We start from the raw sequence: 26,848 nt of genomic DNA, 5'->3' as shown, positions 1-26,848 counted from the left end.
CATTTCATTTTTTAGGAGGATATTTAATGATTTCAGTAAATGATTTTCGTACAGGTTTAACAATTGAAACTGACGGTGGACTTTGGCAAGTAATGGATTTCCAACACGTTAAACCGGGTAAAGGTGCTGCATTCGTACGTTCAAAACTTCGTAACCTTCGTACAGGTGCTGTACAAGAAAAAACATTCCGTGCTGGTGAAAAAGTAGCAAAAGCACATATTCAAAACCGTAAAATGCAATATTTATATGCTAATGGTAACCAACATGTATTCATGGACAATGAGTCTTATGAGCAAATTGAATTACCAGAAGCAAATATTGAACGTGAATTAAAATTCCTTAAAGAAAATATGGAAGTTTATATCATGACTTTTGAAAGTGAAATTTTAGGTGTTGAATTACCAAACACAGTTGATCTAAAAGTAGTTGAAACTGAACCAGGTATTAAAGGTGATACTGCTTCTAACGTTACAAAACCAGCTACGATGGAAACTGGTTTAGTTGTACAAGTACCAATCTTCATTAATGAAGGCGAAGTATTGATTATTAACACAACTGAAGCTAGCTACGTTTCACGTTCAAAAGCTTAATTAAATGTAAAAATGGAGGCACTTATTTAAGAGTGTCTCTTTTTTCTTATTAACAAATTTAAATAAGTAAGGGTGATTAAATGGTTACATCAATTGTTCTTTGGACATTGATTATCATTTGTTTTGCATTGGCGTTTATTGCGTTAATCAAACCAATAATTCCAGGTGTACCAGTATTATGGGTAGGCTTTTTAATTTATTACTTTGGTATAAATAAAACTAATTTAAACATATCGTTTTGGATTATTATGCTGATTTTTACAGCTGTTATATTTCTAGCGGATATTCTAGCTAATAAATATTTTCTTAAAAAATACGGCAGTACAAAAACTGGTGAAAGAGTAGGTTGTTTGGCTGTAATCGTTGGTTCGTTTGTTTTTCCTCCCTTTGGCTTAATTATTGTCCCATTCATTTCTGTTTTTATAGCTGAGAAATTACAAGGGAAGAATACGAATGAGTCGATAAAATCTGCATGGGCGACAGTTGTCTCCTTTATTAGTAGCTCATTAGCAAAAGCGGTATTGCAAGTTATTATGGTAATAATCTTTTTCGTTTATATTATATTTTAATTTGTTTTTTAGAATTTTATATTAAAACAACGAAGAATGTATTTTGTTTTAAAGTAAGTATTGTCATAGTGATTTCCATTACAGGATGCTCGCTTTCCATGGGGCCGAACCTGAGCCTCCTCGTTCCAGCGGGGGCTCAGGCTTCCGGCATCTCCCATAAGAGTCGATCAAGATTCATTCCAATCAACTTATTCTAATTGATAAATTAATCATAAAACCAAATTATCTAGCTTTAATAGTACCTCATGACCCCTGTATGAGTAAGTAATTTTCAGGATCCTGCTTTTTAACTAACTCATGGACTTGTTATGAGTTAGTTATTTTCATATTTAATTTTTCAGATACATATCAACCACCATTCATAAGCAAGTCTAAAGAGAGAAGTCATACGACTTCTCTCTTTTTTGTGCATTCGAATTAATGTTTGTCTTCTGAAATGGACATGTTCAGCATATTAGTAATAAAAAAGAATGAAAAAAGGTGTGTAGCTATGAAGGATTGGATTGATTCAATGGATCGAGCAGTTCTAAGTATGGGAATGCTCAGAGTTTTTGGTGGAAGTGTAGAATTGATTGCTGCTTTTACAATTTTGTATTTAAACGACATTAAGAAAGCATTGGCGGTAAATAGTGTTTTGGCAACTGTCGGACCTATTATCCTCATTTCAACAATGGCTATTGGAATTATAGGGGTTGCATCTAAATTGGATCCTATTCGATTAGTTTTAGTAGTTTGTGGTGTGTTTTTAATATTGTTGGCAGTTTTTAAATGATAGGATGTGACCTTTTATGGAAGAGGTTTTCAACGTATTGCCTACATTAATAAAAGAAAAGTTACAGCGTTCATATGGAGACTTACATCAAGTCGAGGAATTAAGGTTAAGAATCGGGCGTCCAGTTGAAGTGATTTCTAATAATCAGTCAAATTTTATTCCTTATATACTAACAGAAGAAGAAGGCGGCCAGATTCTTGGGAAGTTAAGTCAATTTTCAATTTATACGATTGAGGAAGAATTGAAAAAAGGCTATATCACAATTAAAGGTGGGCATCGAGTCGGGTTAGCTGGTCGCGTTGTAACCGAAAACGGAATGGTTAAAATGATTCGAGATATTAGTTCTTATAATTTTCGTATTGCAAAAGAAAAAGTAGGAATAGCTAGTCCATTTGTAAAGTATGTTTATGAAGGAAGATGGAAAAACACTATGCTGATTGGCCCGCCACAAGCAGGGAAAACAACATTACTTAGGGATTTTGCTAGAGTGGTGAGTCAAGGTGATGCCATCAGGGGAATAAGGCCTGGGAAAGTTGGCATTGTTGACGAACGATCTGAGATAGCAGGTTCAGTTAAAGGGGTTCCTCAATATACTTTTGGTGAAAGAATCGATGTATTAGATGCGTGCCCAAAGGCTGAAGGAATGATGATGCTTGTAAGGTCGATGAGTCCTCATGTCATTCTTGTAGACGAAATTGGAAAAAAGGAAGATGTCGATGCAATTTTAGAAGCGATCTTTGCCGGTGTTCAATTAATAGTGACCGTCCATGGCTATTCACTAGAGGAAATAAGAAAACGCCCTTCACTTTTGCCTTTGTTTCAAAATGGGACATTTGAACGATTTATTGAAATTTCAAATTTTCCGTCACCTGGTACTGTAACGGATATTAAAAATAAGGATTTTACTAGTTTATTTCATCCGAGGGCGGTGCTTTAGATGAGGTGGATTGGAGCACTTATTATCATTTTTTCAACAAGCTGGCTTGGATTTTATTTTGCAGGTAGATTATCAGAACGAACAAAAGAATTAAGGGGCTGGAAGTTGGCTCTTCAATCTCTTGAGGCAGAGGTAATGTATAGTCAATTGCCACTTCAAGAAGCGTTTAGAAGAATTTCGAGTCAATTGAAAGGACCGATTAATAGTTGTCTAAAGGATTTTGCAGTTCAACTTGAAACGAGTGCATTTTCAGCGAAAGAAGCCTGGGAAAATTCATTAATGAAATATGCTAAAACTGTCTCGATTAAAGAGTCTGACATACAAGTGTTATTACAATTTGGTGAGACAATTGGTATGCATGATAAATATTCACAACAAAAACAAATCATTTTAGCATTAAAACATTTGGAAAGAGAAGAGCAAGAAGCAATCGATTCGCAGGGCAGTTATGAACGAATGTCTAAAATGCTAGGCGTTTTAAGTGGAATATTAATCGTTATATTACTCTTGTAGGAGGAATTTAAATTGATTACAAATTATGCACTGATGTTTCAAATAGCTGGGATTGGAGTAATTGCTGCAATTATCCATGCGGTCTTAAAAAAAGCCGGACAGGAAGAGTTTGCTACATGGACGATTATTACTGCATTCATTATCGTATTTCTTCAAGTTATCACTAAAGCTGGTGATCTTTTTAATAAAGTTAGGGATGTATTTCTATTTCATTAGATTAGGGGTGAGAGTCTTTGGAAATCATCCAAATTGTTGGCATTGGGTTAGCCGCTACATTTGTTATTCTTCTATTAAATCAATTTAAAATGAATAATTTTACTTTAGCAATAACTGTTTTTATAAGCTGTGTTTTGTTTTTATTTTTATTAGATAAGGTGCAATTCTTATTAGATCAAATTCAAAAACTAGCAAATCAAGCGAGCATTAAAAATGTGTATGTTGAAACTTTATTAAAAATAATTGGGATCGCATACATAGCTGAATTTGGAGTTCAAATTACGAAAGATGCCGGCCAAGGGGCAATTGCTTCCAAGATTGAACTAGGGGGCAAAGTACTCATTTTGGTTCTTGCAGTACCGATTTTAACAGCTCTAATTGAAACAATTTTAAGTTTTTTACCAAAAATTTCTTAGATGTAAGGAAAGGAGGACATTATGTCAAAAAGGATGAAAGTTTTTCTTCTTTTCTTTACTCTCTTTTTTTTAATACCAAGAATTGTACAAGCTGCTCCTCCACCTGCAGAAATAGTAAATGAACAAATACAAAAGTTAGGAATCGATGAAGTTCAACAATATTGGGATGAAGTTGTTCATCAATATGGTGGTTTTTTACCAGAAAGTCAAAAAGGGGACTTTATCGAATTTATAAAGGGAGAAAAGAAATTTTCATTGCAAGAATGGTTTATTGCATTTGCTAAATATATATTTTTTGAGTTATTAAGTAATGGGAAAATATTAGGGATCTTAATTATGTTAGTTATTTTTAGCTCTTTACTCCAATCATTACAAAATGCATTTGAGAAGAGTACGGTCAGTAAGATTGCTGATAATGTGGTCTTTCTAGTATTAGTAGTTTTTGCATTAAATAGTTTCTATGTTGCCACGCAGGCCACCCAAGATGCAATTACAGTCATGATTGATTTTTTACGAGCACTAATACCTATTTTACTAGCTTTAATTGCGACATCAGGTGGTGTCATATCTGTTGGTGTTTTCCATCCAATCTTAATTTTTTTAATGCATACAAGTGGATTACTAGTGACGTATTTTGTACTACCTTTAATTCTTGTATCTACAATTTTAAGTATTGTAAGTATTATTAATGATGAATTAAAGGTGACAAAACTAGCTTCTTTAATAAGAAATGTTGCTGTAGGTGTACTAGGAATCTTTTTAACTATTTTTTTAGGGGTATTAAGTGTACAAGGTTTGACGACCGCAGTTTCGGATGGGGTAGCAGTAAAAACAGCTAAATTTGTAACAAGTAATTTTGTTCCGGTTGTTGGTAAAGTTTTTGCGGACGTTACTGATACAGTTATTAGTGCGTCTTTATTATTAAAAAATACGGTTGGGATAGTAGGTTTAGTTACTTTACTAGCAATCGTTGTATTCCCAGCTATTAAAATATTGGTTTTAGCTTTAATTTATAAATTCTCAGCGGCGATTTTACAACCAGTTGGAAGTAAAAATATCATTAGCACAATTGATACGATCGGAAAAAGTGTAACTTATTTATTTGTTTGTTTATCAATTGTTTCATTAATGTTTTTCTTAAGTATGACTTTAATAATAGCGGCAGGAAACATTGTCGTCATGTTTAGGTAGGTGAAAAAATGGAATTCTTTATACACTGGGTTTCAAATATTATCGTCTATATATTAGTTGCAACCGTCATTATGATGTTAATTCCAAATACCGGCTTAGCAAAATATGTACGATTTGTAGCCAGTCTATTATTAATTGTCATGATGCTCCAACCAATTTTTCAATTATTCAGAGTAAATATAAAAGAAGTGCTAGCTGGGTACCAGTCTAAAACGTATGAAGCAAATGGTGAAATAAAAAATGAAATAAATAATAAGAAAAATGAAATACAAGAAGCAGAACGTGCATATATATTAAAACAAATGGCTGTCCAAATGAAAAAGGACGTTGAAAAAAACTTTACAAAAGAATTTGAACAGGTCATAACAAATGTGGATTTACAAGTAAAAGATGGAGTTAATACAGTCAAAACAGCTCAGGATCTTTCTAAAGTAATCGTTTACGTTGGCCCTAAAAAAGATGAGACAAGCAATGTAGAACCTGTTCAAGAAGTATCAATTAATACCGATCAGCCTGTTCAGACAGACGATGAAAAAATTAAACAACAAGAGTTACAAACTTTTTTAGCAAATAAATGGGAGCTTAAGGACAAGCAAATCGAAGTCAAAATGGAAGGAGGGGAGTAATGATAAATGAAGAAAAAGATTCCACCAATAAAATTAGCAGACTTTCTAAAAGGAAATGGCGATGACAAAACCTCTTCTGACAAAGAAAAAAGTCCATTTAAACTGACGAGAAAATATGTACTAGCTCTACTGGGACTCGGGATTTGTTGGATGATTGCAAGCAGTCTATTTACTAATACAAATCAAAAAACGAATTCAATGCTTTCACCTATTTCCACAGAAACGAGTGGAACACCAAAAAATAATGAACAAGCTGTTGAGACTCTTGGAAGTGGTGGTGGAAAATCCTCATCGAACAAGATAGAAGAAATTGAAAAAAAATACGAGCAGCAACTTACAGACACATTAAATAATATGGCTGGTGTAAGTAATGTAAAAGTAGAAGTAAATCTTGAAGGTAGTGAAAAGAAAGTCTATCAAACAAATAAAACAAATCGAACTCAAGAAACTGATGAAACAGATAAACAAGGTGGAACACGAAATATTGATGATCAATCACAAGAAGAGCAAGTTGTCATTATTGATAACGGAGATAAACAAGAACCAGTAATAGTCGAGACTGAAATGCCAAGGATTAGAGGAGTACTTATTGTAGCCAAAGGTGCACAAAACCTAGAAATTAAACAAATGATTAGAGAAGCTGTTACACGATTACTTGATGTACCAAGCTATCGTGTCTCTGTACAACCCAAAAAATAAGAGGAAGAAGGTAAAAGTTAAATGAAAAAACAAACAATTTGGTTATTAACAATGTTAAGTTTAGTAGTTGTATTATCAGTTTATTATGTTACGACACCTGATAATTTAAAAACAACAAGTTTTATGAACATGAATAATAGCACAAATACAGATTCACTAGACTCAACGCCTAAAGATACTAAGAAAACAGATTCTAAAACAGATACTTCTAAACAAAACTCAGATACTTCTAAACAAAACGATAAAGAAACTGCTTCTCAAGAAAATTCTACTAGTGAAGTATTCTTAAAACAACGTATGGAACAAGAAGATGAAAGAAGTCAATTAATTGATGAATATAAAGCTACTGTTGACTCAGCAACTGCATCAGCACAAGAGAAGAGTGATGCATTCACTAATATGAACGAACTTCAAAAATTAACTGCATTAGAATCAGATGTAGAAACGATGATTAAAGAAGCTGGTTATAAAGATGCACTAGTTCGTTCTGACAAAGATGAAGTAAAAGTAGATGTAACATCTGCAAAACCAAGCCGAAAAGCAGCGAATGACATCATTCAAATGACAAGAAGTGTCTTAGGTGAAAAATTAGTAGTTGTAAAATTCCAAGTTAAATAATTTTATGGACAAAGCCAGTAGAAGTCATTCTACTGGCTATCATTTTGTTGTAAAAGGCAATTGTCAATTTGATCAATTTTCCTCAATAAATGAAGCCAGCGTAATGGTGATTTTCAACCTGGAATGAAAATCGACTAAGTACCAATTTAGAAGAACATTGTGTATGTAATAGCCAAAATAAAAGGCTGTCCATTGTTTAGATCTCCTGTTGTCAGTAGGGTTAACAAATTGCTCTTCATTTTTTTTAATAACCTTATAAATAATTTATATGAATTTTAGGATTATTCCTAATTCCTATACACTTTTACGTCTTTGGTTTTCCCTGTTATAATAGTTTATATTGAATTATTTTTGGTAAGGAATAAAATATAAATATTCCTTGTAAAATAGCTAAAAATAATTAGGAATTACTTTGGTTAAAATAATTTGTTGAAAAGTTTAGTATTAGGTTATAAGATTAGACTATATGTCTTAAGGGGTGAACAGAATGAAAATTCATGAAATTAGAGAATTAATTAAGTTAATCGATCAATCAACAATAAATGAATTCGAATTTGAGGATAATGGTGCTATCGTTAAAATTAAAAAAGGTGGACAAACAACTGTAGTTACATCTGCTCCTGTTTTACACCAAGAGGTAGCTCCTGTAGTTACATCTGCTCCAGTTGCAACTTTAGAAAGACCAGTTGCTGCAGAAGCTGCTGCACCTGTAGTGGAAAAAGAAGATACAAGTAACTTACATAAGATTACATCACCGATGGTAGGTACATTCTACGCATCTCCATCTCCTGATGCAAAAGAATACGTATCAATCGGCGATCGTATTAAAAATGATTCAATCGTTTGTATCGTTGAAGCAATGAAGCTATTTAATGAAATTGAAGCTGAAATTGAAGGCGAAATCGTTGAAGTACTTGCTAAAAATGGTCAATTAGTAGAATACGGTCAACCATTATTCTTGGTAAAGGCCTAATATCTACAAAATTAACAGTACTTTACTAGAGAAGGTGAAGAAATGAAAAAGGTTTTAATAGCGAATCGAGGAGAAATCGCCATTCGTATTATTCGAGCATGTAAAGAACTAAATATTGAAACAGTTGCTATTTACTCTGAAGGAGATAAAGAAGCATTACATGTTCAAATGGCTGATGAAGCTTATTGTGTAGGTCCTAAATTATCAAAAGATAGTTATTTAAATATGACTAATATCATTAGTATTGCAAAATTAACTGGTTGTGACGGAATCCATCCTGGTTATGGTTTCTTATCAGAAAATGCTAGTTTTGCAGAATTATGTACAGAGTGCAATGTGAAATTCATTGGACCAACGGCTGATTCCATTTCTAAAATGGGTACAAAAGACGTTGCTCGTGAAACAATGAAAGAAGCAGGGGTACCAGTAGTACCTGGTTCACAAGGTATTATTCAAAGTATAGAAGATGGTAAAAAGATTGCTGCAGAAATCGGCTATCCAGTTATTATCAAAGCTACAGCAGGTGGCGGTGGTAAAGGTATCCGTGTAGCAAAAGATGAAACCGAACTTGAAAAAGGTATACAAATTACTCAACAAGAAGCTCAAACAGCTTTCGGTAATCCGGGTGTATATCTTGAAAGATATATAACTGATTTTAGACATGTTGAAATTCAAGTTTTAGCAGATGAACATGGTAATACGATACATCTTGGAGAACGTGATTGCACAATTCAGCGTCGTCTTCAAAAATTAGTAGAAGAAGCGCCATCTCCTGTTTTAGACGAAGAAACTCGTCAAAAAATGGGTCTAGCAGCTGTTCGTGCAGCTGAAGCAGTAAATTACTGGGGTGCAGGTACAGTTGAGTTTATTTATGAACCACATACTAAAAACTTCTTCTTTATGGAAATGAACACACGTATTCAAGTTGAGCATCCTGTAACTGAATATATTTCTGGTATTGATCTTATTAAGCAACAATTATTAATTGCTAAAGGTCATCCATTAAAAATAACTCAATCAGACGTATCTTTAAAAGGATGGTCAATTGAGTGTCGTATTAATGCTGAAAATCCAGATAAGAACTTTATGCCGTCTCCTGGTAAAATCAATTCGTATTTACCACCAGGTGGTCCGAATGTTCGTGTTGATTCTGCTGTATATAGCGGGTACACAATTCCGCCATATTATGATTCAATGATTGCGAAAGTTATCGTGCATGGCAAGACAAGAGAAGAAGCAATTGCTATAATGATAAGAGCACTTGAAGAATTTGTGGTAGAAGGAATTTACACAACAATTCCATTCCATTTAAATTTATTGCAAAATGAAATCTTCGTAAAAGGGAAGTATAATACTAAATTCCTTGAGGAGCATGCGCTTGTTAAAGGATAAAGTGGAGGGATCTGTATGAACGAAAATCAAATTTTAGAAATGGGTACTGCGACATTAGGTCGAGTAGAAATCGCACCTGAAGTAATCGAAGTAATTGCTGGTATTGCAGCTGCTGAAGTTGAAGGTGTTTCAAGCATGCGTGGAAACCTAGCATCTGGTATTTCTGAAATTATCGGTAAGAAATATCACGGTAAAGGTGTCCGAGTTGATTTATCAGAAGATCGAATTACAATCGATGTATACATTCTAGTTAAATTTGGTAAGTCAATCCCAACTGTAGCAGGTAATGTACAAGACAATATTCGTCAAGCATTATTAACGATGACAGGTCTTGAATTATCTGAAGTAAATGTTCACGTAGTAGGAGTTCAATTCGATACGAAACCTGAGCAAGAAGCTCCAATTGAACTTTAATATTATAAAAAGAGTCTCTATTTAATAGAGGCTCTTTTTTTGTTTTGCTAGATCAGAAATAAGGACAGTCTTTAAAGTTTTATGCAGTTTTTCATTTTGGTGTATCCTTCGTCCAGTTCTAATATAACGGATTAAATATTTTGAAATATGTTAAAATTTATTTATAAATGAAATAGAAATAGGTGACAATATGATCTTAAATTTGAGCACAAATAGAGCAAACTTACGTGAATTTGTTGAAAGCGATTGGCAGCAAGTACATAAATATGCATCACAATTAGTTGTATGTCAATTTCAGCCATGGGGACCGAATACAGAGAGTGAGACTAAGGAATTCATTCGAAAAATACTAGAAGATATGAAACAAATAAATAGGACTAGATTTGCATTTGCAATAATAGAAAAGAAAACCGATGAATTAATAGGATCAATCGAGTTTAATATTAGGGATGATGTTAATCAAATAGGTGAAATAGGGTATATAATTCATCCGAACTATTGGGGTATGGGATTTGCTAGTGAAGCTACTAAAGAAGTAATTTCATTTGGATTTAAAAATTTTAAACTTCATCGAATATTTGCGACATGTGATGTTAGAAATATTGCATCAGCAAAAGTACTTGAAAAATGCGGATTAAATTTAGAAGGTAAAATGCGTGAAGATCTATTATTAAGAGACGGCTGGAGAGACACTTATTTATACAGCATACTGGAACATGAATGGCTTGGGGGTCAGGAAGGACAGGAAAGATAATAAAATTTGGTATTAGTTGGAAAGTTTTTTTATTTCTTAAAAATCTTTTGCACCCCCTTTAATCCCGCATTTTCTTAAACTATCTATTAGAATGTTCGTGTTTTGGTATATAAATATTATTTTAAAGTAAGAAAAAGGAATTTTTTTTATAAAAACACAAACATTATTCTGTTATTTTATTAGATTTTAAGTTAAAATGTAGAAAACAGTTTAAAGTATTGAGTTTGCTTAGAAACGTTAATAATAATAAAAATTAGAGTTAATACAGACAGTCGTTGGAACTTATTAAAAAAAATGGTAAAATAACGTGTTACTATACAAAATTAGAATTCGTTATTACCTATGCAACGAATGATGAATTTAGCTTAAAGGAGTTTATTATTTTGATGAAACGTAGAAAAGCAAGGGAACTTGCATTACAAACATTATTCCAAATGGATTTAAGTGAAGCGAATGCTTCAGATGCATTAGAGCATGTATTAGAAGAAGCTGAAGAAAAACAAGATGCATTTTTAGAGGCAATTGTAACCAATTTTGTTACTCATAAAGAAGTGATTGACGAACAATTAGCTTCAAATATCGAAAGCTGGACGATTGATCGTTTAGGCAACGTTGATCGCAATATCCTTAGAATCGCTCTTGTAGAAATTACTTACTTAGAGGATGTTCCGAAAAGTGTAACAATCAATGAAGCGATTGAAATTGCTAAAGTTTACGGTGATGATGATTCTAGTAAATTTATCAATGCGGTATTATCAAAATTCTAAATAGATAGATTGTTTATATGCATAGGGGGAAACTAAAATGGTAGCAACATTAATTAATGGTAAAGAAGTTTCAGTATCAATTCGTGAGGAATTAAAGAATGGTGTTTCAGATTTAAAAAATCAAGGTGTTACACCAGGTTTAGCAGTTGTTTTAGTTGGAAATAATTCTGCTTCAAGAACATATGTGAATTCGAAGCATAAAGCATGTAATGAATTAGGAATGTATTCTGAAGTAATTGAATTACCTGAAACGGTTACTGAAGATGAGTTATTATCCGTTGTAAACAAATTAAACGATGATCAGTCAATTCATGGTATTTTAGTTCAATTGCCATTACCTGCTCATATCTCAGAAAAGAAAGTAATTGAAACAATTTCTCCATTAAAAGATGTTGATGGATTTCATCCAATTAATATTGGAAGAATGATGACGAATCAAGATTCATTACTACCTTGTACTCCTTTTGGTATATTAAAATTAATAGAAAATACAAATATTCCGATTAGTGGAAAACATGTCGTTGTTATTGGGCGTAGTAATATTGTAGGGAAACCAGTTGGACAACTATTCTTAAACGAAAATGCAACGGTTACTTATACACATTCACGTACAACTAATCTAAAAGATATTACAAAGCAGGCTGATATTTTAATTGTTGCTATTGGTGTAGCAAAATTAATTACAGCTGATTATGTTAAAGAGGGAGCAATTGTTATTGACGTCGGCATGAATAGAGATGAAAATGGCAAATTATGCGGAGACGTAAATTTTGAAGATGTAAAAAATGTTGCTGGTTATATTACTCCTGTACCAGGTGGAGTAGGTCCAATGACAATTACAATGCTACTTCATAATACGTTAAAAGCAGCATCTCAAATTGATCATAAATTAAATTTGAGTAATAAACTTTAATCTAATTGCTTTGTAAGAATGAAAGAAGGGCTATGCATGACGGAAAAGCTACCAGTTACTGTTACCGCATTAACTAAATATTTAAAAGCAAAATTTCAAGCGGATCGTAATTTGCAAAATATACTGCTCCGTGGAGAAATCTCAAATTTTAAACGTCATTCATCTAGCGGTCATTATTATTTTACGTTAAAAGATGATGGTGCTAGAATTGCAGCGGTCATGTTTCAATCCTATAACGCAAATATCGCATTTCAACCAACTGATGGTATGCAGGTTATTGTACAAGGTGAAATAAATGTATACCCAGGATCTGGTAGCTATCAAATCTACATAAGAGACATGCAACCTGATGGGGTTGGCGGTCTCTTTGTAGCTTATGAACAATTGAAGAAAAAACTATTAGAAGAAGGACTCTTTGATCAGAAATTTAAGAAAAAGATTCCTTCTTTTCCTAGTGTAATCGGGGTTGTTACTTCACCAACTGGTGCGGCAGTTCGCGATATAATTACAACGATTCAACGAAGATACCCTATTGGGAAAATAGTTGTCATTCCGACTCTTGTACAAGGTGATGGGGCGAAAGCGTCGATTGTGAAATCAATTGAAACAGCAGGTAAAATGAAAGAAATAGATGTGTTAATAGTCGGACGGGGCGGAGGATCTATTGAGGAACTCTGGGCCTTTAACGAAGAAATAGTAGCGAGAGCAATCTTTGAATCAAAAATCCCAATCATTTCCGCAGTGGGTCATGAGACGGATACGACAATTGCTGATTATGTCGCTGATCTAAGGGCGCCTACACCAACAGCTGCAGCAGAATTAGTTTCATTAAGCCAAAGAGAAATACTTGAGCAATTTACAGTTCGAAAAGCAAGACTTAATAAAGCGATGGATACGATTATTGAACGAAAACAAGCGCAATTAAAGGCTGTTCAAGATGCTTATGTTTTTAGGTATCCAAATTCTCTATTCCATCCAAAACAAGAGCAATTTGACCGGATTAATGAACGTTTACATACATCAATAAATGAAATTGTTAAGTCTAAAATAAACAAGCATAAAGAACTAAATTCATCGCTACTTATTCATCATCCAAGTAATAGAGTTCAGCTTGAAAAGCAAAAGCACCAGCAATTACATATGGCTTTACAAAAAGAATTTAATCGTTTAATTACCCAAAAGAAATTTGAAATGGAAAGAGCAGTACATACACTAGATGCACTTAGCCCATTAAAAGTTATGGCCAGAGGTTATTCATTAGCATATAAAAATGATAACGAATTAATGAAATCGGTTAAACAAGCAAAAAGTGGAGACCGGTTCCAATTACAAATGACCGATGGGAAATTAAATTGTGAAGTACTTGAAGTAAAAGGAGAGTGAATCAATTGTCACAAAATGAGCGTTCTTTTGAAGAAGCAATAAAAGAAATTGAAATGATCGTACAAAAATTAGAGCAAGGTGACGTACCACTTGAAAAAGCGATCGAATACTTTCAAGAAGGTATAAAACTCTCTCAAATTTGTCAAGAGAAGCTTACTAAAGTTGAAAAACAAATGACTTCTATATTAAATGAACAGGGTGAACAAACTCCTTTTACTGTTGAGGAGGAATAAAATGAACACTTTCAAAGATTTTATGGAGTATTCCAGTAGAATAGTAAATGATGAAATGATTAAATCGGTTGAAAAATTAAAAGCACCAGAAAAATTAAAAGAATCTATGTCCTATTCATTACAAGGTGGTGGGAAAAGAATTAGACCTCTTTTACTTTTCGCAACTCTAGATGCATTTGGTAATGACCCATTAATAGGGATAAAACCTGCATGTGCTTTAGAAATGATTCATACTTATTCTTTAATTCATGATGATTTACCATGTATGGATGATGATGATTTTCGAAGAGGAAAACCGACAAATCATAAAGTATTTGGCGAAGATCTTGCGGTATTAGCAGGTGATGGTTTATTGACATACGCATTTAAATTAATTACGGAAATGAATGATTTTCATGTGTCTGATCAAGTGAAAATACAATTAATTAGTGAATTAGCGATTGCTGCTGGTCCTGAAGGTATGGTTGCCGGTCAAGTAGCAGATATGGAAGGTGAAAGTAAAGAGCTTAGTGGAGAAGAATTGCAATATATCCATGAAAGAAAAACAGGTAAAATGCTAATGTATCCAGTTATTGCAGGTGCAATTATTTCAAAAGCAACAGTGGAACAATTATCTCACCTAACACAATTTGCTTATAAACTCGGTATCGCATTTCAAATACAAGATGATATTTTAGACGTAATAGGTGATGAAGAAGTACTTGGTAAGCCAGTTGGTAGTGATATAGAAAATGATAAAACTACTTATGTTAAGTTATATTCGGTCGAGGGTGCTAAAGAAAGGCTTCATACATTTATTACAGAAGCTAAACAACATGTTCGAGCATGTGGGATTAAAGATGACTACTTAATCTCAATTTGTGATTTTGTTGAAAATCGCAGCTTTTAAACTTTGATTTTGTAATTAATCCCATGTCCATTTGAATAGATTTATTTATTTATGTATAATGTAACTACCTCTCGAAAGTCGCAAAGAGAACAACCGTAATACCCTCAGTATAAAATCAAGCTGAGTTTGTTTTTCCTAGTGTTAGGAAAACTTAACCGTAGGGATTACGGGGATAGCTTGGTAAATAAAAGAAACCGCTGCTAGTAAAGAAATATGCTAGCAAGTATGCTTTGTTCCCAAGAATCTCGTGATTTTAGTCATGAGTAGTTCAAAACCGTTAATGTTGTTAATAAAATATACAGAAATGTAGGCCGTTAACACATTTGTGCTAGCGGCTTTCTTTTCATTTTGCGAAAAAATATTTATAATTTTGTTCTATAAAAATAAAAAACATTAAACAGATTTTAATAAAAATGGTATTATGATACATGGTGTTAAGAGTTAGTCATTTAAGAAACTAGCGTTTAACTACAAGTATGGTAAAATCATTTTATAGATAAAATTACATAATAATGAATTATTTATATAGATTTAACATCTAGGAAGGTGAGTGATCCAAGATGGATCTTACGACAATTGAAAATCCGAGCTTTTTAAAAAATAAAACGAACGGTGAATTAGAAGTATTAAGTGAAGAAATTCGTAAATTTCTTATTCAACAGCTTTCTGAGACAGGTGGTCATATTGCGCCAAATTTAGGAGTTGTTGAATTAACGATTGCATTACATAAAGTCTTTGATTCGCCTAAAGACAAATTTTTATGGGATGTAGGACATCAATCGTATGTTCATAAAATATTAACTGGTCGTGCAAAAGAATTTACAACACTAAGACAATTTAAGGGATTATGTGGCTTTCCTAAGCGAAATGAAAGTGAGCATGATGTATGGGAAACTGGGCACAGCTCGACTTCACTATCTGCCGCAATGGGGATGGCTATTGCTAGAGATATTAAAAAAACTGGTGAATACATTATTCCAATTATCGGCGATGGTGCATTAACTGGTGGGATGGCTCTTGAAGCGATGAATCATATTGGACATGAACAAAAAGATGTCATCGTTATTTTAAATGATAATGAAATGTCTATAGCTCCGAACGTAGGTGCTTTACATAGCATTTTAGGAAGACTGAGAACAACTGGGAAATACCGTTGGGCTAAAGGTGAACTTGAGGGTGTAATCAAAAAAATTCCTGGAATCGGGGACAAACTATCAAGTACATCAAAAAAATTAAAAGATAGCCTTAAATACTTAGTTACACAAGGAATGTTTTTTGAGGAAATGGGATTCACTTATTTTGGACCAGTTGATGGTCATAATTTTGAAGACTTATTTGAATCTCTTGAATATGCTAAAAAAACTAAAGGCCCGGTATTAGTACATGTACTAACGAAAAAAGGAAAAGGATATAAGCCAGCAGAAAGTGATGATATTGGAACTTGGCATGGTACAGGTCCTTATAAAGTAGAATCTGGGAAGTTAATTAAGCCGGATAAAGCACCACCAGCATGGAGTAAACTTGTTAGTGATACTGTATTAAAATTAGCTTTAAAAGATGAGCGAATCGTTGCGATTACTCCTGCAATGCCAGTCGGTTCAAAATTGGAAAATTTCCAAGCTCAATTGCCTGACCGAATTTTTGATGTCGGTATCGCAGAACAACATGCAGCAACAGTAGCAGCAGGTTTAGCAACGCAAGGAATGAAGCCGTTTTTAGCAATTTATTCGACATTCCTTCAAAGAGCATATGACCAAGTATTACATGATATTTGTAGACAAAATTTAAATGTATTCATTGGAATCGATCGTGCAGGATTAGTAGGTGCTGACGGTGAAACTCATCAAGGTGTGTTTGATATTTCCTTCCTACGACATATACCAAACTTAGTTTTAATGATGCCTAAAGATGAGAATGAAGGCCAACATATGGTAAACACTGCAATTCAATACGAAGATGGTCCAATTGCGCTGCGTTTCCCTAGGGGAAATGGTATAGGCGTACCAATGGATGAGCAATTAAAAGAAATTCCGATTGGATCATGGGAAGTATTAAGAGAAGGCTCTGATGCAGTTATCTTAACTTTTGGTACAACAATTAAAATGGCATTAGATGCAGCGGATGAGTTAGAGAAGGAAAATATTACGGTTAAAGTAGTAAACGCAAGATTTATTAAACCAATGGATACTGCAATGTTAAATGATATCTTTAAGGACGGAAAACCGATTTTAACGATTGAAGAAGCAGTATTACAAGGTGGTTTTGGAAGTGCTGTTTTAGAATTTGCAAGTTCAAATAATTTTCAAAACGTCCGCGTAGAACGTATAGGTATACCGGATTTATTCGTTGAACATGGTGATGTTGATAAATTACTTGATGAAATTCATTTAACAAAAGATGAATCGGTTAAGAAAATCCGTGAAATGGTTTGTAATAAATAAGAGGATGACAATTAAATGGCAAAAAAGGAACGAGTAGACGTACTTTTAGTAGATCGTGGTTTAATCGAAACACGTGAAAAAGCTAAACGAGCAATTATGGCAGGACTTGTCTATACCAACGAACAAAGATTAGATAAGCCTGGAGAAAAAATAGATATCGAACTCCCTATACAAATTAAAGGTGACGTTATGCCTTATGTGAGCCGTGGAGGGTACAAATTAGAAAAAGCTATAAACACATTTGATCTATCAGTTAAAGATAAAATTATGATTGATATTGGATCTTCGACAGGTGGATTTACGGATTGTGCACTCCAAAATGGAGCAAAAAAATCATATGCACTTGATGTTGGATACAATCAACTTGCTTGGAAATTAAGGCAAGATGAACGTGTTATTGTAATGGAACGAACAAATTTTCGTTATGTTAAACCAGAAGATTTAATTGAAGGGTTACCTCAATTTGCTTCGATTGACGTTTCCTTTATTTCGTTACGTTTGATTTTACCAGTCTTAAAAACATTATTAGTACCTTCAAGCGATGTTGTAGCGTTAATTAAACCGCAATTTGAAGCTGGTAGAGAGCAAGTTGGTAAAAAGGGTATTGTACGTGATCCAAAGGTGCATGAACAAGTTATCGAAATGATGATTGATTTTGCGCTTCGCCAAGGATATGATATAAAAGCTTTAACTTTTTCTCCTATAACTGGTGGAGACGGTAATATTGAATTTTTAATTCATCTTCATTGGGAAGGTTCAAAGGAAATTGGAAATAGCGAGTTAAATCGATTACCAATGGAAATTGTAAATGAAGCACATAGTGAATTAAAGAAGGTAAAATAATAAAAAGGAAACCAAATAGGTTTCCTTTTTCTCCTTTTTTAAAATTAAGGTAAAAAGAAAAAAATTATGCTGGAAAATGCATTTTATGAAAACGTTTAAAAAAATATATACAATAACGAGTAGATTAGATAAGATATTCTTTAAGTAAGATATTTGTCGGAATTTGCAAAGAGGTGTATTATGAATAAAGGTCAGCGTCATATTAAAATACGAGAAATTATCGCAAAAAATGAAGTCGAAACACAAGATGAATTAGTACAATCACTAAGAGACTTAGGGTTTAAAGTAACCCAAGCAACGATTTCACGTGATATAAAAGAACTACATTTAGTAAAAGTACCGTTATCTGATGGGCGATATAAATATAGCTTACCTGCAGATCAACGATTTAATCCATTACAAAAATTAAAAAGACTTTTAATTGATTCATTTATTAAAATTGATAGTTCAAGTCATTTAATTGTAATGAAAACTTTGCCAGGTAATGCAAATGCAGTTGGTGCATTAATTGATCATTTAGATTGGTCAGAAATTATGGGTACAATCTGTGGTGATGATACAATCTTAATCATTTGTCGTACACCTGTAGATGCTGAGGATTTAAAAGAAAAATTTATTGACATGCTTCAATAGGAGAATGGTTTTAAAAAGAGGAGAGAAACTCATTGTTATCTGAAATTATCATTAAAAATTTTGCAATCATTGAGGAAGTTTCCATTTCATTTGAAAAGGGTTTAACTGTACTAAGTGGTGAAACAGGAGCGGGGAAGTCGATTATTATTGACGCTATCGGCCTGTTACTTGGTGGTCGTGGATCTGCAGAATTCGTAAGATATGATACTGAAAAAGCAGAAATTGAAGGCTTATTTCATATCGAAAATGAGAATCATCTAATTTATTCAAGATGCAGAGAATTAGGCTTTGACATTGAAGATGAAATGATTATTTTAAAAAGAGATATTACTTCATCTGGTAAAAGTGTATGCCGTATCAATGGGAAATTAGTGACAACTTCTATACTTAAGGAAATTGGTGGTTTACTTGTTGATATTCATGGGCAACATGAGAGCCAAGATTTGATGGACCAAGAACATCATTTACCGATGTTACAACAATATGATGCAAAAGCAATTGCTCCTTTGTATACTGAATATTTAAATATATTTAATAACTATACAGACTTAAAAAAACAGTTAAAGCAATTAACTGAAAATGAACAACAAATGGCTCATAGATTGGATTTAATTCAATTTCAGCTAACTGAAATACAAAATGCGAATCTGCAAGAAAATGAAGACGATCAGTTGATGGAAGAAAGACTCAAAATTTCTAATTTTGAACGCATTTATAAGTCTTTAGTTGAAGCATATCAAAGTTTATCGCAGGATGGTTCAGGATTAGATTCGGTCAGGTCAAGTATGTATTCTTTAGAGTCAGTAACGAATATTGATAATGACATTAAAGAAATGCATGAAGGAATCAGTAGCAGCTATTACTTATTAGAGGATATATCGTATCGATTACGTGATTCCATTGAACAAATGGAATATGATCCAAATAGATTAAACGAAATTGAAACTCGTTTAAGTGAGATCTCTATGTTAAAAAAGAAGTATGGGCACAGTGTTGCTGATATCTTAAAATACGCAGAAGATATCGAACAAGAGTTGGATACTATTCAACATAAAGATATGCATATCGAGAAGTTACAAAAAGACTTAGATAATGTAACAATCAAGCTAGTTAGTGCTGGTAAGACTCTTTCAAATAAAAGAAAAGAATTAGCCATCAAATTGACTGCTGATATACATAAAGAATTAAAAGAGCTTTATATGGATAAAACAACCTTTGAAATTATGTTTGATGTTGAAGAGGGACAAGAATCTGATCCAATACTAGATGAACAACATATAAAGTTTAAAAAAGATGGATTTGATTTTGTTGAGTTTTATATTTCAACAAACCCAGGTGAGCCTTTAAAGCCATTAGCAAAGGTTGCATCCGGTGGAGAACTTTCAAGGATGTTCCTGGCATTAAAGAGCATTTTCACGAAGCATCAGGGGATTACATCAATTATATTTGATGAAGTTGATACAGGGGTTAGTGGAAGAGTAGCGCAAGCAATAGCGGAAAAAATACACAAGGTATCTATAGATTCTCAAGTTCTATGTATTACTCACTTACCACAAGTTGCTTCTATGGCAGATACGCATTTATTTATCGCCAAATTAATTGATGGTAATCGAACGAAAACTTCTGTTACACCATTACGAAATGATCAAAAAATTAATGAAATTGCAAGGATGATCGCTGGAGTTGAAATTACAGATGTAACGATTCAACACGCTAAAGAATTGATCGATCAGGCAGCTTCTGCAAAATACCAATCTCAATGAAAATAAAGAGAATGTTTAATGATGGAAATTTTTTTCTATACATTAAATATTCTCTTTTTTTTTTATGGGAATTATTGATAAATTAGTAATTGGAAAATGCTAAATGAAACATACTAATACAACATTATACGTTAAAGAATCTATCATATTTTTACAATCATATTTTGCTTTTGCAAAGCTAACATTAACTACATAGCCACGAATTAAAAAAAATGAAATTTGGCGCTAAGGAGAGTGATTCGCTTGTGAAAAATATAAATGTTCATCGAATAATAAAAATTCTTCTCCTTTTATTTATAGTTGGTATTGGCGTGTTTAATATAAATCAAAATAATGTGTTTTCATCTACCATTAAAAATAAGGATCAACAAGAAATTGTTAATGTAGCACTTGGTATGAATGAATTACCAAGTAAAAAGGTAGATGTTAAAGTATTAAACAGTTTAAGAATAATACCAGGGGGACAGTCAATAGGAGTAAAACTTAACTCAGTAGGTGTCTTAGTCGTTGGACATCATTTAGTAAATACTAGTTCAGGACAAAAGTCTCCAGGTGAAATTGCCGGTATTAAAGTTGGAGACATGATTATAAAAATGAATGGTAAACAAATAGAAAAAATGTCAGATGTATTACCGTTTATTCAAAAAGCAGGGAAGTATGGAAAGCCTATAAAAATCACTGTAAAACGCGAGGGTAAGTATTACACAAAAATGTTACAACCTATTCGTGACCAAGGTCATGATAGCTATCGAATTGGATTATATATAAGAGACTCAGCTTCTGGTATTGGCACGATGACATTCATAGAACCTAATTCATTAAAATATGGTGCACTAGGACATGTGATCTCTGATAGCGATACGAGAAAAGCCATTGAAGTAGAAGATGGGCATATAGTCTATTCAACCGTAACTGCAATTGAAAAAGGTGCCGATGGTTCACCAGGAGAAAAAATAGCACATTTTGCTTTAGATCGTGGAACGATTGGTAATATCACTTCTAATAGTCCATTTGGCATATTCGGTAAAGTTAACAATAAAATAGACAATGGGATCATGTCACAACCATTACCAATTGCATTATCAAATGAAGTGAAAAAAGGTCCTGCTAAAATACTTACCGTAATACATGATAATAAAGTAGAAGCATTTGACATAGAAATAGTAAGTAGTATTCAACAAAAATTCCCTTCCACTAAAGGCATTATTTTAAAGGTTACTGATAAACGATTACTTAAAGAAACTGGCGGGATTGTACAAGGAATGAGTGGTTCACCAATCATTCAAAATGGAAAATTAATCGGAGCAGTTACACATGTTTTTGTAAATGATTCGACTAGTGGGTATGGGGTTCATATTGAGTGGATGCTTGATGAGGCTAAAGTACCAATTTATGATTATCAAGATAAAAAGGCTTCTTGATTTAAAAAATACACCTATCAAATTATGTAGGTGTATTTTTTATGTTTATTTCCATTAAGAATGCTCGATTTCTGTAAAGCAATATTCTTCCTACCCGTCACTTCTGTGTAAGGGCTCAAAGGCCTACACTGCATCTCTCATAAGTGTTAAGGATCCCTTTCAAAGGAACTCTCATTAAATGAAATAGCACATAAAAATAATCTAAAATACCCTTTCCTTTTATGAATTGGTTTCAACATTGAAAAATACACTTATTAATTATTTTGTAGTGTATTTTGTTAAAAATAAGTCAAAATAGGAAAAAAATGGTAATATAATATTAGCAACATCGAAAGATTAAAAAAATTTTAATATAGAGGATGGTTGATATGACTGTTAATGTTACAGAATTGTAAATTTATATTAAAAATTATAAATTTACATACTATTTAATTTTTTATATAATGAATTATATGTATAATTCGACTTAATACATAGTAGTTTTTAACCCAATCGTCGAATGCTAGAAGAAATTGAAGAAAACTATCTATATTAATAAAAATATTCAGAATTTATAATAAAAACAGGAAATAAATTTTTATTGTCGAAATTATCGGTAATAAGTAATGAAAATTCACTATAGAGGATGTAGGGAGGAACGGGCGTGGAGAAAATTAAAGTATTATTAGTTGATGATAATAAAGAACTTGTTATTATGTTAGAGAACTACATTAACGCACAAACAGATATGGAAGTGGTTGGGGTTGCGTTTAATGGACAAGACTGCTTACCTCTAGTGAAGGATAAAAAGCCAGACGTACTAGTCTTAGATATTATTATGCCTCATTTAGATGGATTAGCGGTTTTAGATCGTTTACGCGCTGGCTTAGTTGAAAAAATTCCAAACGTTATTATGCTAACAGCATTTGGTCAAGAGGATGTTACTAAAAAAGCTGTTGACCTTGGTGCATCATATTTTATCTTAAAACCATTTGATATGGAGCATCTAATCAGCAATATCCGTCAAGTAGTTGGAAAGGGTAGTTCGGTAACTAAACGTAATGCACCTTCTTTAGTATCAAATTACGAAAGTAAGCCACGTAACTTAGATGCTAGTATCACAAGTATCATCCATGAAATTGGAGTACCTGCACATATTAAAGGATATATGTACTTACGTGAAGCGATTTCGATGGTATACAACGATATTGAGCTTTTAGGTTCAATTACAAAAGTTTTATATCCAGATATCGCTAAAAAGTTTAATACAACAGCTAGCCGAGTTGAACGTGCAATTCGACATGCGATTGAAGTAGCATGGAGCCGTGGCAATATCGATAGTATTTCTACATTATTTGGTTATACAATTTCAATGTCAAAGGCAAAACCAACAAATTCAGAATTTATTGCAATGGTAGCTGATAAATTACGTTTAGAACATAAAGCTTCTTAATTTATTTTTAGTACTAATTACCCAAGAATCCGATTAACTTCCTGGTAGTGATTCCACAGACATTTCTCTTAGCGAATAACTTCTTATGAGATCTTCGGTACTTTTTCGCATTAGCAATTATATTTGTAATCTGAAAACGTTGTCTATAGTAGACAACGTTTTCTTTTGTTGTTGAATAATGAGTTTATCAATATATTACCAAATTTTCGTAAAAGGAGTAGAGTGATGTTGATTTCCNNGGCAAGCCTGCGGGGTCTCAGGCTTCCCTCATATCCCATAGGAGTCGAGCATCCCTTTAGTTCCAATCAACTAATTCATCAATATAAGTATGTCGATTAGGAACAAACATTCACTTGGTTTCTAATTGGAACTTTTTTTTCTGAAAAAGTAGATTTTTATAACTACTGTTCTGAAGAAAAAATTACGTAATTCAACCAATAATCAAATCTATAACAACGAAATTTAAATTTTACTTAGGAACAATGTAAGTGCTAGTCCGTTGATTTATATTAAATAAAAATTAGTTTGCCTAATAATTTGTAGTATGCTATAATATTTATTGCGCCACTGTAACATATAGAAAAACGATATTATTACTACGAAATTTGGGAGAAAATTGGACGTATTCCATGACGCGTCAGCTATTTCAACCTTGTTTATATATTAGTAGTAGTGTCTGTTAGTGAAGATTGTTGTGAAACAAGCTGCCTAATGGAACGGCCCTGGAGCCGAATTGCGAAAGAGAGGTAGGGCTTTCGCCAATAGACAACAATTTTAAAATTTAAATAACTAACATATATATTACAAAGGCTATTCGTATACGTTGTACGAATAGCCTTTTTCCATTTGTAAAATAACGATAAATTGTATATAGAAATAAAAAAGATAGGACATACCCAATATGGTTGTCCTATCTTTTGTAGTTTTAATTAAAATATAAACACAATCGTGAAAACAATCGCTACTATAAAACGATAAACTGCAAAACCTGTTAGTTTTACTTTCTCTAATAATTTTAAGAAGGAAACGATCGCAAGTAATGCAACTACGAATGCTGTGATGAATCCTGTTGCGAATAATGGTAAATCTGAAGCACTCAAAATATCGATATTTTTAATCAAATCTAATCCACTAGCAGCAATCATCATTGGTACTGCTAAAATAAAAGTAAATTCTGCAGAAGTTTTTCGATCTAAACCAAATAATAATCCCCCAGCTATTGTAGAGCCTGATCGTGAAAATCCTGGCCATAAAGCTAGCATTTGGAAACAACCAATAATAAAAGCTTGTTTATATGAGATGTGATCTAAATCAGATGATTTAGGATGTTTAGAGACTTTTTCAGCAACAATTAATAAAATACCGCCAGCTACTAATCCGATTACAACAGTTTTAGGTGAGAATAAAACATCTTTAATGAAATCATGGAATATAAGCCCTACAATCCCGGCTGGAATAGCACCGATAATAATATGAATTAAGTTGAGGTTCGTTTGTCTATACCCATCTGATTTAACTCCTAGTACTGACCATAGTCGTTTCCAAAAAACAACAACTACCGCTAGAATTGAACCAAGTTGAACAATTACTTCAAAAAATGAAGCCTTCTCACCTGTGAAATTTAATAAATCAGCAACTAAAATCATATGACCAGTAGAAGATACCGGTAAAAATTCTGTTAATCCTTCTACCATCCCCATGATCAAACCAATTAACCAATCAGGTAACATTTAAAAATACCTCCATAAATACTTTTCGTTATAAAATATACACAATACATTACATTTTACTTGAAAACGAATTAATATGAAAGGAAGTTTAAATTAAAATTAGCTCATAATTGTTAATTATTTGTACAATTTTACATAAAAATGTAATTTAAGATTAGAATAAATTAAAAAGGTCCATAAAAAAAGAAGTAGAAATACTACTTCTGCTTTCTTGTTTAAAGCTTATTTACTATTTAGATTCATTATCCTCAGAAGCTTCTTCGCTTTTAGGTAAATCTAATTCCATCAACTTTTTCATTAATATATGCTGTGGCATATGCATAATTTGTTCTAAAGGAACGTTTAATTTCTTAGAAAGTAAAATTGCCGTTTCAGGCGAAATTTGCAATGGTCGCATAATAATCCTCCTTAGTTTCGTAAAATTAGTATACAATAAGAAATAGAAGAAAGTACATATTTTCTCACATGGGGGGAATTTGAGTGGTTGATATTATTGGTCATAGAGGTGCTGCAGGAACCTACCCAGAAAATACAATGGTTTCTTTTAAGGCATGTGAAGATTTAGGGGCAGACGGAATAGAGTTAGATGTACACTTATCAAAAGATGGTGAAATCGTTGTTATTCATGATGAAACAATAAATCGTACAACTAACGGTAAAGGTTTCGTTAAAGATTATACGTTAGCTGAATTAAAGCAATTTGATGCTAGTTATCGATTTAAACGACAATTTAAGGGATGCACGATACCAACCTTAAAAGAAGTATTTGAATGGGCAAAAGGAAATAACTTTAGTATCAATGTTGAATTAAAAAATGATAAAATCGAATACCATGGACTAGAGGAACGAGTTATAAATTTAATCCGTTCATATGAATATGAAAAAAGAATTGTTTTATCTTCCTTTAACCATAAAAGTATGCTTAAATTCCACTTAATGGCACCGGATATTGAAACAGCAGTTCTATTTAATAGAAGAAGTAAAGAACCGTGGAAGATTGCTGAAGATTATAAAGCAAATGCAATTCATCCTAATTATCGTATAATTACTGATGAACAAATAGAAGAAACTATGGAACATCACATAGCCGTAAGACCTTATACAATCAATGAACCAGCTGTTATGAAAGGATTATTTGAAGTTAAATGTACAGCGATTATTACTGACTATCCAGAGCTAGCTTTCCAAGTCAGAAGTCAACTACTTAGTAAATAAAAAAAGTGCTCTTATCAGCACTTTTTTGTTTTGTTATTTATCTTTTGGTTTTAATTTAGAACCTAGGTTATACTCCCACAAAAATTATCTTTTTAAAAATCTACCTTGAACTTTGTTTCGTTTACGATCTCTAAATAATACAAAGCTTCCGACTAAATAAAAACCGACTCCTAATGAAACAAGTCCGATTAATAATTGCAATGGAAGATTTGGAATGCCAAAAGAATGGATTAGAAATACCGTATCACGAAGTAATTTAATTCCGATAACTGCTAAAGCTATTGGTACAACAATCACAACGAATGCTAACATACGTGTAAATGATTCTTTCATGTTTATTAATTCCTCCGTTAAAAGTAACAATAAAGTATAAAATTACGTAATTCTCTTTCTTCATAATCTTATACAAGGATAGTGTTGTCAAGCCTTTATAAAACATTTGAAATAGACGAAAGAATAACTTTTTATATATAATAGTCTAATGTGTTTAATAATTTGTTGAAAT

The 26,848-nt window shown here is 32.7% G+C and carries 29 protein-coding genes and 1 pseudogene; 27 read left to right on the top strand and 3 right to left on the bottom strand.

What is annotated here, in order from left to right; all coding sequences use genetic code 11:
- Positions 1–26 precede the first annotated feature (26 nt).
- From efp to spo0A, 26 genes and pseudogenes are all read left to right on the top strand, one after another.
- Positions 27–590, top strand: a complete 564-nt coding sequence (gene efp / locus CN946_RS18435; RefSeq protein WP_098233937.1) for an elongation factor P — start codon at positions 27–29, stop codon at positions 588–590.
- An 80-nt stretch (positions 591–670) separates the two neighbouring features.
- Positions 671–1,159 carry a DUF456 domain-containing protein gene (locus CN946_RS18430; RefSeq protein WP_098428803.1) on the top strand — a complete coding sequence of 163 codons (489 nt, stop codon included), beginning with the start codon at positions 671–673 and terminating at the stop codon, positions 1,157–1,159.
- Between the two features lie 490 nt (positions 1,160–1,649).
- The gene (locus CN946_RS18425) at positions 1,650–1,931 is read left to right on the top strand and encodes a YqhV family protein (protein ID WP_025672203.1); all 282 of its coding nucleotides are present in this window, start codon (positions 1,650–1,652) and stop codon (positions 1,929–1,931) included.
- 16 nt (positions 1,932–1,947) lie between these two features.
- The gene (gene spoIIIAA / locus CN946_RS18420; protein WP_097978560.1) at positions 1,948–2,868 is read left to right on the top strand and encodes a stage III sporulation protein AA; all 921 of its coding nucleotides are present in this window, start codon (positions 1,948–1,950) and stop codon (positions 2,866–2,868) included.
- Complete coding sequence (gene spoIIIAB, locus CN946_RS18415; protein WP_098862456.1) at positions 2,869–3,381, top strand: stage III sporulation protein SpoIIIAB; 513 nt, start codon at positions 2,869–2,871, stop codon at positions 3,379–3,381.
- Between the two features lie 12 nt (positions 3,382–3,393).
- On the top strand, positions 3,394–3,597 hold the full coding sequence (gene spoIIIAC / locus CN946_RS18410) for a stage III sporulation protein AC (protein ID WP_088072847.1): 204 nt from the start codon (positions 3,394–3,396) through the stop codon (positions 3,595–3,597).
- A 26-nt stretch (positions 3,598–3,623) separates the two neighbouring features.
- Positions 3,624–4,013, top strand: a complete 390-nt coding sequence (gene spoIIIAD, locus CN946_RS18405; protein WP_069034314.1) for a stage III sporulation protein AD — start codon at positions 3,624–3,626, stop codon at positions 4,011–4,013.
- A 21-nt stretch (positions 4,014–4,034) separates the two neighbouring features.
- Positions 4,035–5,204, top strand: a complete 1,170-nt coding sequence (spoIIIAE, locus tag CN946_RS18400; RefSeq protein ID WP_098862455.1) for a stage III sporulation protein AE — start codon at positions 4,035–4,037, stop codon at positions 5,202–5,204.
- 8 nt (positions 5,205–5,212) lie between these two features.
- Positions 5,213–5,830, top strand: coding sequence for a stage III sporulation protein AF (spoIIIAF, locus tag CN946_RS18395; protein WP_098862454.1), 618 nt, complete (start codon positions 5,213–5,215; stop codon positions 5,828–5,830).
- Between the two features lie 6 nt (positions 5,831–5,836).
- A complete protein-coding gene (spoIIIAG, locus tag CN946_RS18390) occupies positions 5,837–6,529 on the top strand; it encodes a stage III sporulation protein AG (protein WP_098862453.1) in 693 nt (230 codons plus the stop codon).
- Positions 6,530–6,550: 21 nt separating this feature from the next.
- Positions 6,551–7,147: a SpoIIIAH-like family protein gene (locus CN946_RS18385; protein ID WP_098428800.1), complete on the top strand. Its 597-nt coding sequence runs from the start codon at positions 6,551–6,553 to the stop codon at positions 7,145–7,147.
- Positions 7,148–7,634: 487 nt separating this feature from the next.
- Complete coding sequence (accB, locus tag CN946_RS18380; RefSeq protein WP_098862452.1) at positions 7,635–8,120, top strand: acetyl-CoA carboxylase biotin carboxyl carrier protein; 486 nt, start codon at positions 7,635–7,637, stop codon at positions 8,118–8,120.
- A 42-nt stretch (positions 8,121–8,162) separates the two neighbouring features.
- On the top strand, positions 8,163–9,512 hold the full coding sequence (gene accC / locus CN946_RS18375; RefSeq protein WP_098862451.1) for an acetyl-CoA carboxylase biotin carboxylase subunit: 1,350 nt from the start codon (positions 8,163–8,165) through the stop codon (positions 9,510–9,512).
- A gap of 15 nt (positions 9,513–9,527) precedes the next feature.
- Complete coding sequence (locus tag CN946_RS18370; protein WP_056475162.1) at positions 9,528–9,926, top strand: Asp23/Gls24 family envelope stress response protein; 399 nt, start codon at positions 9,528–9,530, stop codon at positions 9,924–9,926.
- A gap of 190 nt (positions 9,927–10,116) precedes the next feature.
- A complete protein-coding gene (locus CN946_RS18365; protein ID WP_098862450.1) occupies positions 10,117–10,680 on the top strand; it encodes a GNAT family N-acetyltransferase in 564 nt (187 codons plus the stop codon).
- A 386-nt stretch (positions 10,681–11,066) separates the two neighbouring features.
- Complete coding sequence (nusB, locus tag CN946_RS18360) at positions 11,067–11,447, top strand: transcription antitermination factor NusB (RefSeq protein ID WP_098862492.1); 381 nt, start codon at positions 11,067–11,069, stop codon at positions 11,445–11,447.
- A 37-nt stretch (positions 11,448–11,484) separates the two neighbouring features.
- Positions 11,485–12,360, top strand: coding sequence for a bifunctional methylenetetrahydrofolate dehydrogenase/methenyltetrahydrofolate cyclohydrolase FolD (gene folD / locus CN946_RS18355; RefSeq protein ID WP_098862449.1), 876 nt, complete (start codon positions 11,485–11,487; stop codon positions 12,358–12,360).
- A gap of 36 nt (positions 12,361–12,396) precedes the next feature.
- Complete coding sequence (xseA, locus tag CN946_RS18350; protein WP_098862448.1) at positions 12,397–13,743, top strand: exodeoxyribonuclease VII large subunit; 1,347 nt, start codon at positions 12,397–12,399, stop codon at positions 13,741–13,743.
- Between the two features lie 5 nt (positions 13,744–13,748).
- Positions 13,749–13,976, top strand: coding sequence for an exodeoxyribonuclease VII small subunit (locus CN946_RS18345; protein ID WP_387327302.1), 228 nt, complete (start codon positions 13,749–13,751; stop codon positions 13,974–13,976).
- A gap of 1 nt (position 13,977) precedes the next feature.
- Positions 13,978–14,865: a polyprenyl synthetase family protein gene (locus tag CN946_RS18340; RefSeq protein WP_098862447.1), complete on the top strand. Its 888-nt coding sequence runs from the start codon at positions 13,978–13,980 to the stop codon at positions 14,863–14,865.
- A gap of 560 nt (positions 14,866–15,425) precedes the next feature.
- Complete coding sequence (gene dxs, locus CN946_RS18335) at positions 15,426–17,306, top strand: 1-deoxy-D-xylulose-5-phosphate synthase (protein WP_098862446.1); 1,881 nt, start codon at positions 15,426–15,428, stop codon at positions 17,304–17,306.
- A gap of 15 nt (positions 17,307–17,321) precedes the next feature.
- On the top strand, positions 17,322–18,149 hold the full coding sequence (locus CN946_RS18330; RefSeq protein WP_098862445.1) for a TlyA family RNA methyltransferase: 828 nt from the start codon (positions 17,322–17,324) through the stop codon (positions 18,147–18,149).
- A gap of 180 nt (positions 18,150–18,329) precedes the next feature.
- On the top strand, positions 18,330–18,782 hold the full coding sequence (ahrC, locus tag CN946_RS18325) for a transcriptional regulator AhrC/ArgR (RefSeq protein WP_069034068.1): 453 nt from the start codon (positions 18,330–18,332) through the stop codon (positions 18,780–18,782).
- 32 nt (positions 18,783–18,814) lie between these two features.
- Positions 18,815–20,545: a DNA repair protein RecN gene (gene recN, locus CN946_RS18320; protein ID WP_098862444.1), complete on the top strand. Its 1,731-nt coding sequence runs from the start codon at positions 18,815–18,817 to the stop codon at positions 20,543–20,545.
- Positions 20,546–20,856: 311 nt separating this feature from the next.
- A pseudogene (gene spoIVB / locus CN946_RS18315) lies at positions 20,857–21,966 on the top strand (SpoIVB peptidase); the annotation flags it as partial.
- Positions 21,967–22,609: 643 nt separating this feature from the next.
- Entirely contained in the window at positions 22,610–23,398 is a 789-nt protein-coding gene (gene spo0A / locus CN946_RS18310) for a sporulation transcription factor Spo0A (protein WP_098862442.1), read from the top strand.
- 929 nt (positions 23,399–24,327) lie between these two features.
- Here the strand turns inward: spo0A and bacA are convergent.
- Both bacA and CN946_RS18300 read right to left on the bottom strand, forming a co-directional pair.
- The gene (gene bacA, locus CN946_RS18305; protein ID WP_098862441.1) at positions 24,328–25,128 is read right to left on the bottom strand and encodes an undecaprenyl-diphosphate phosphatase; all 801 of its coding nucleotides are present in this window, start codon (positions 25,126–25,128) and stop codon (positions 24,328–24,330) included.
- A 229-nt stretch (positions 25,129–25,357) separates the two neighbouring features.
- Positions 25,358–25,525 carry a YycC family protein gene (locus CN946_RS18300; protein ID WP_098862440.1) on the bottom strand — a complete coding sequence of 56 codons (168 nt, stop codon included), beginning with the start codon at positions 25,523–25,525 and terminating at the stop codon, positions 25,358–25,360.
- A gap of 83 nt (positions 25,526–25,608) precedes the next feature.
- Here CN946_RS18300 and CN946_RS18295 point away from each other — a divergent pair, with 83 nt between their 5' ends.
- Entirely contained in the window at positions 25,609–26,343 is a 735-nt protein-coding gene (locus tag CN946_RS18295; protein WP_286133978.1) for a glycerophosphodiester phosphodiesterase, read from the top strand.
- Between the two features lie 84 nt (positions 26,344–26,427).
- Here CN946_RS18295 and CN946_RS18290 read toward each other — a convergent pair whose 3' ends face one another.
- On the bottom strand, positions 26,428–26,676 hold the full coding sequence (locus tag CN946_RS18290; RefSeq protein ID WP_069034062.1) for a DUF2627 domain-containing protein: 249 nt from the start codon (positions 26,674–26,676) through the stop codon (positions 26,428–26,430).
- Between the last annotated feature and the right edge of the window lie 172 nt (positions 26,677–26,848).

The sequence above is a fragment of the Bacillus sp. AFS053548 genome (assembly GCF_002575105.1).
Taxonomy (GTDB): Bacteria; Bacillota; Bacilli; order Bacillales; family Bacillaceae_G; genus Gottfriedia.
The sequence above is the reverse complement of the archived record's forward strand: the minus strand, read 5'-3'. Positions and strand labels throughout refer to the sequence as shown.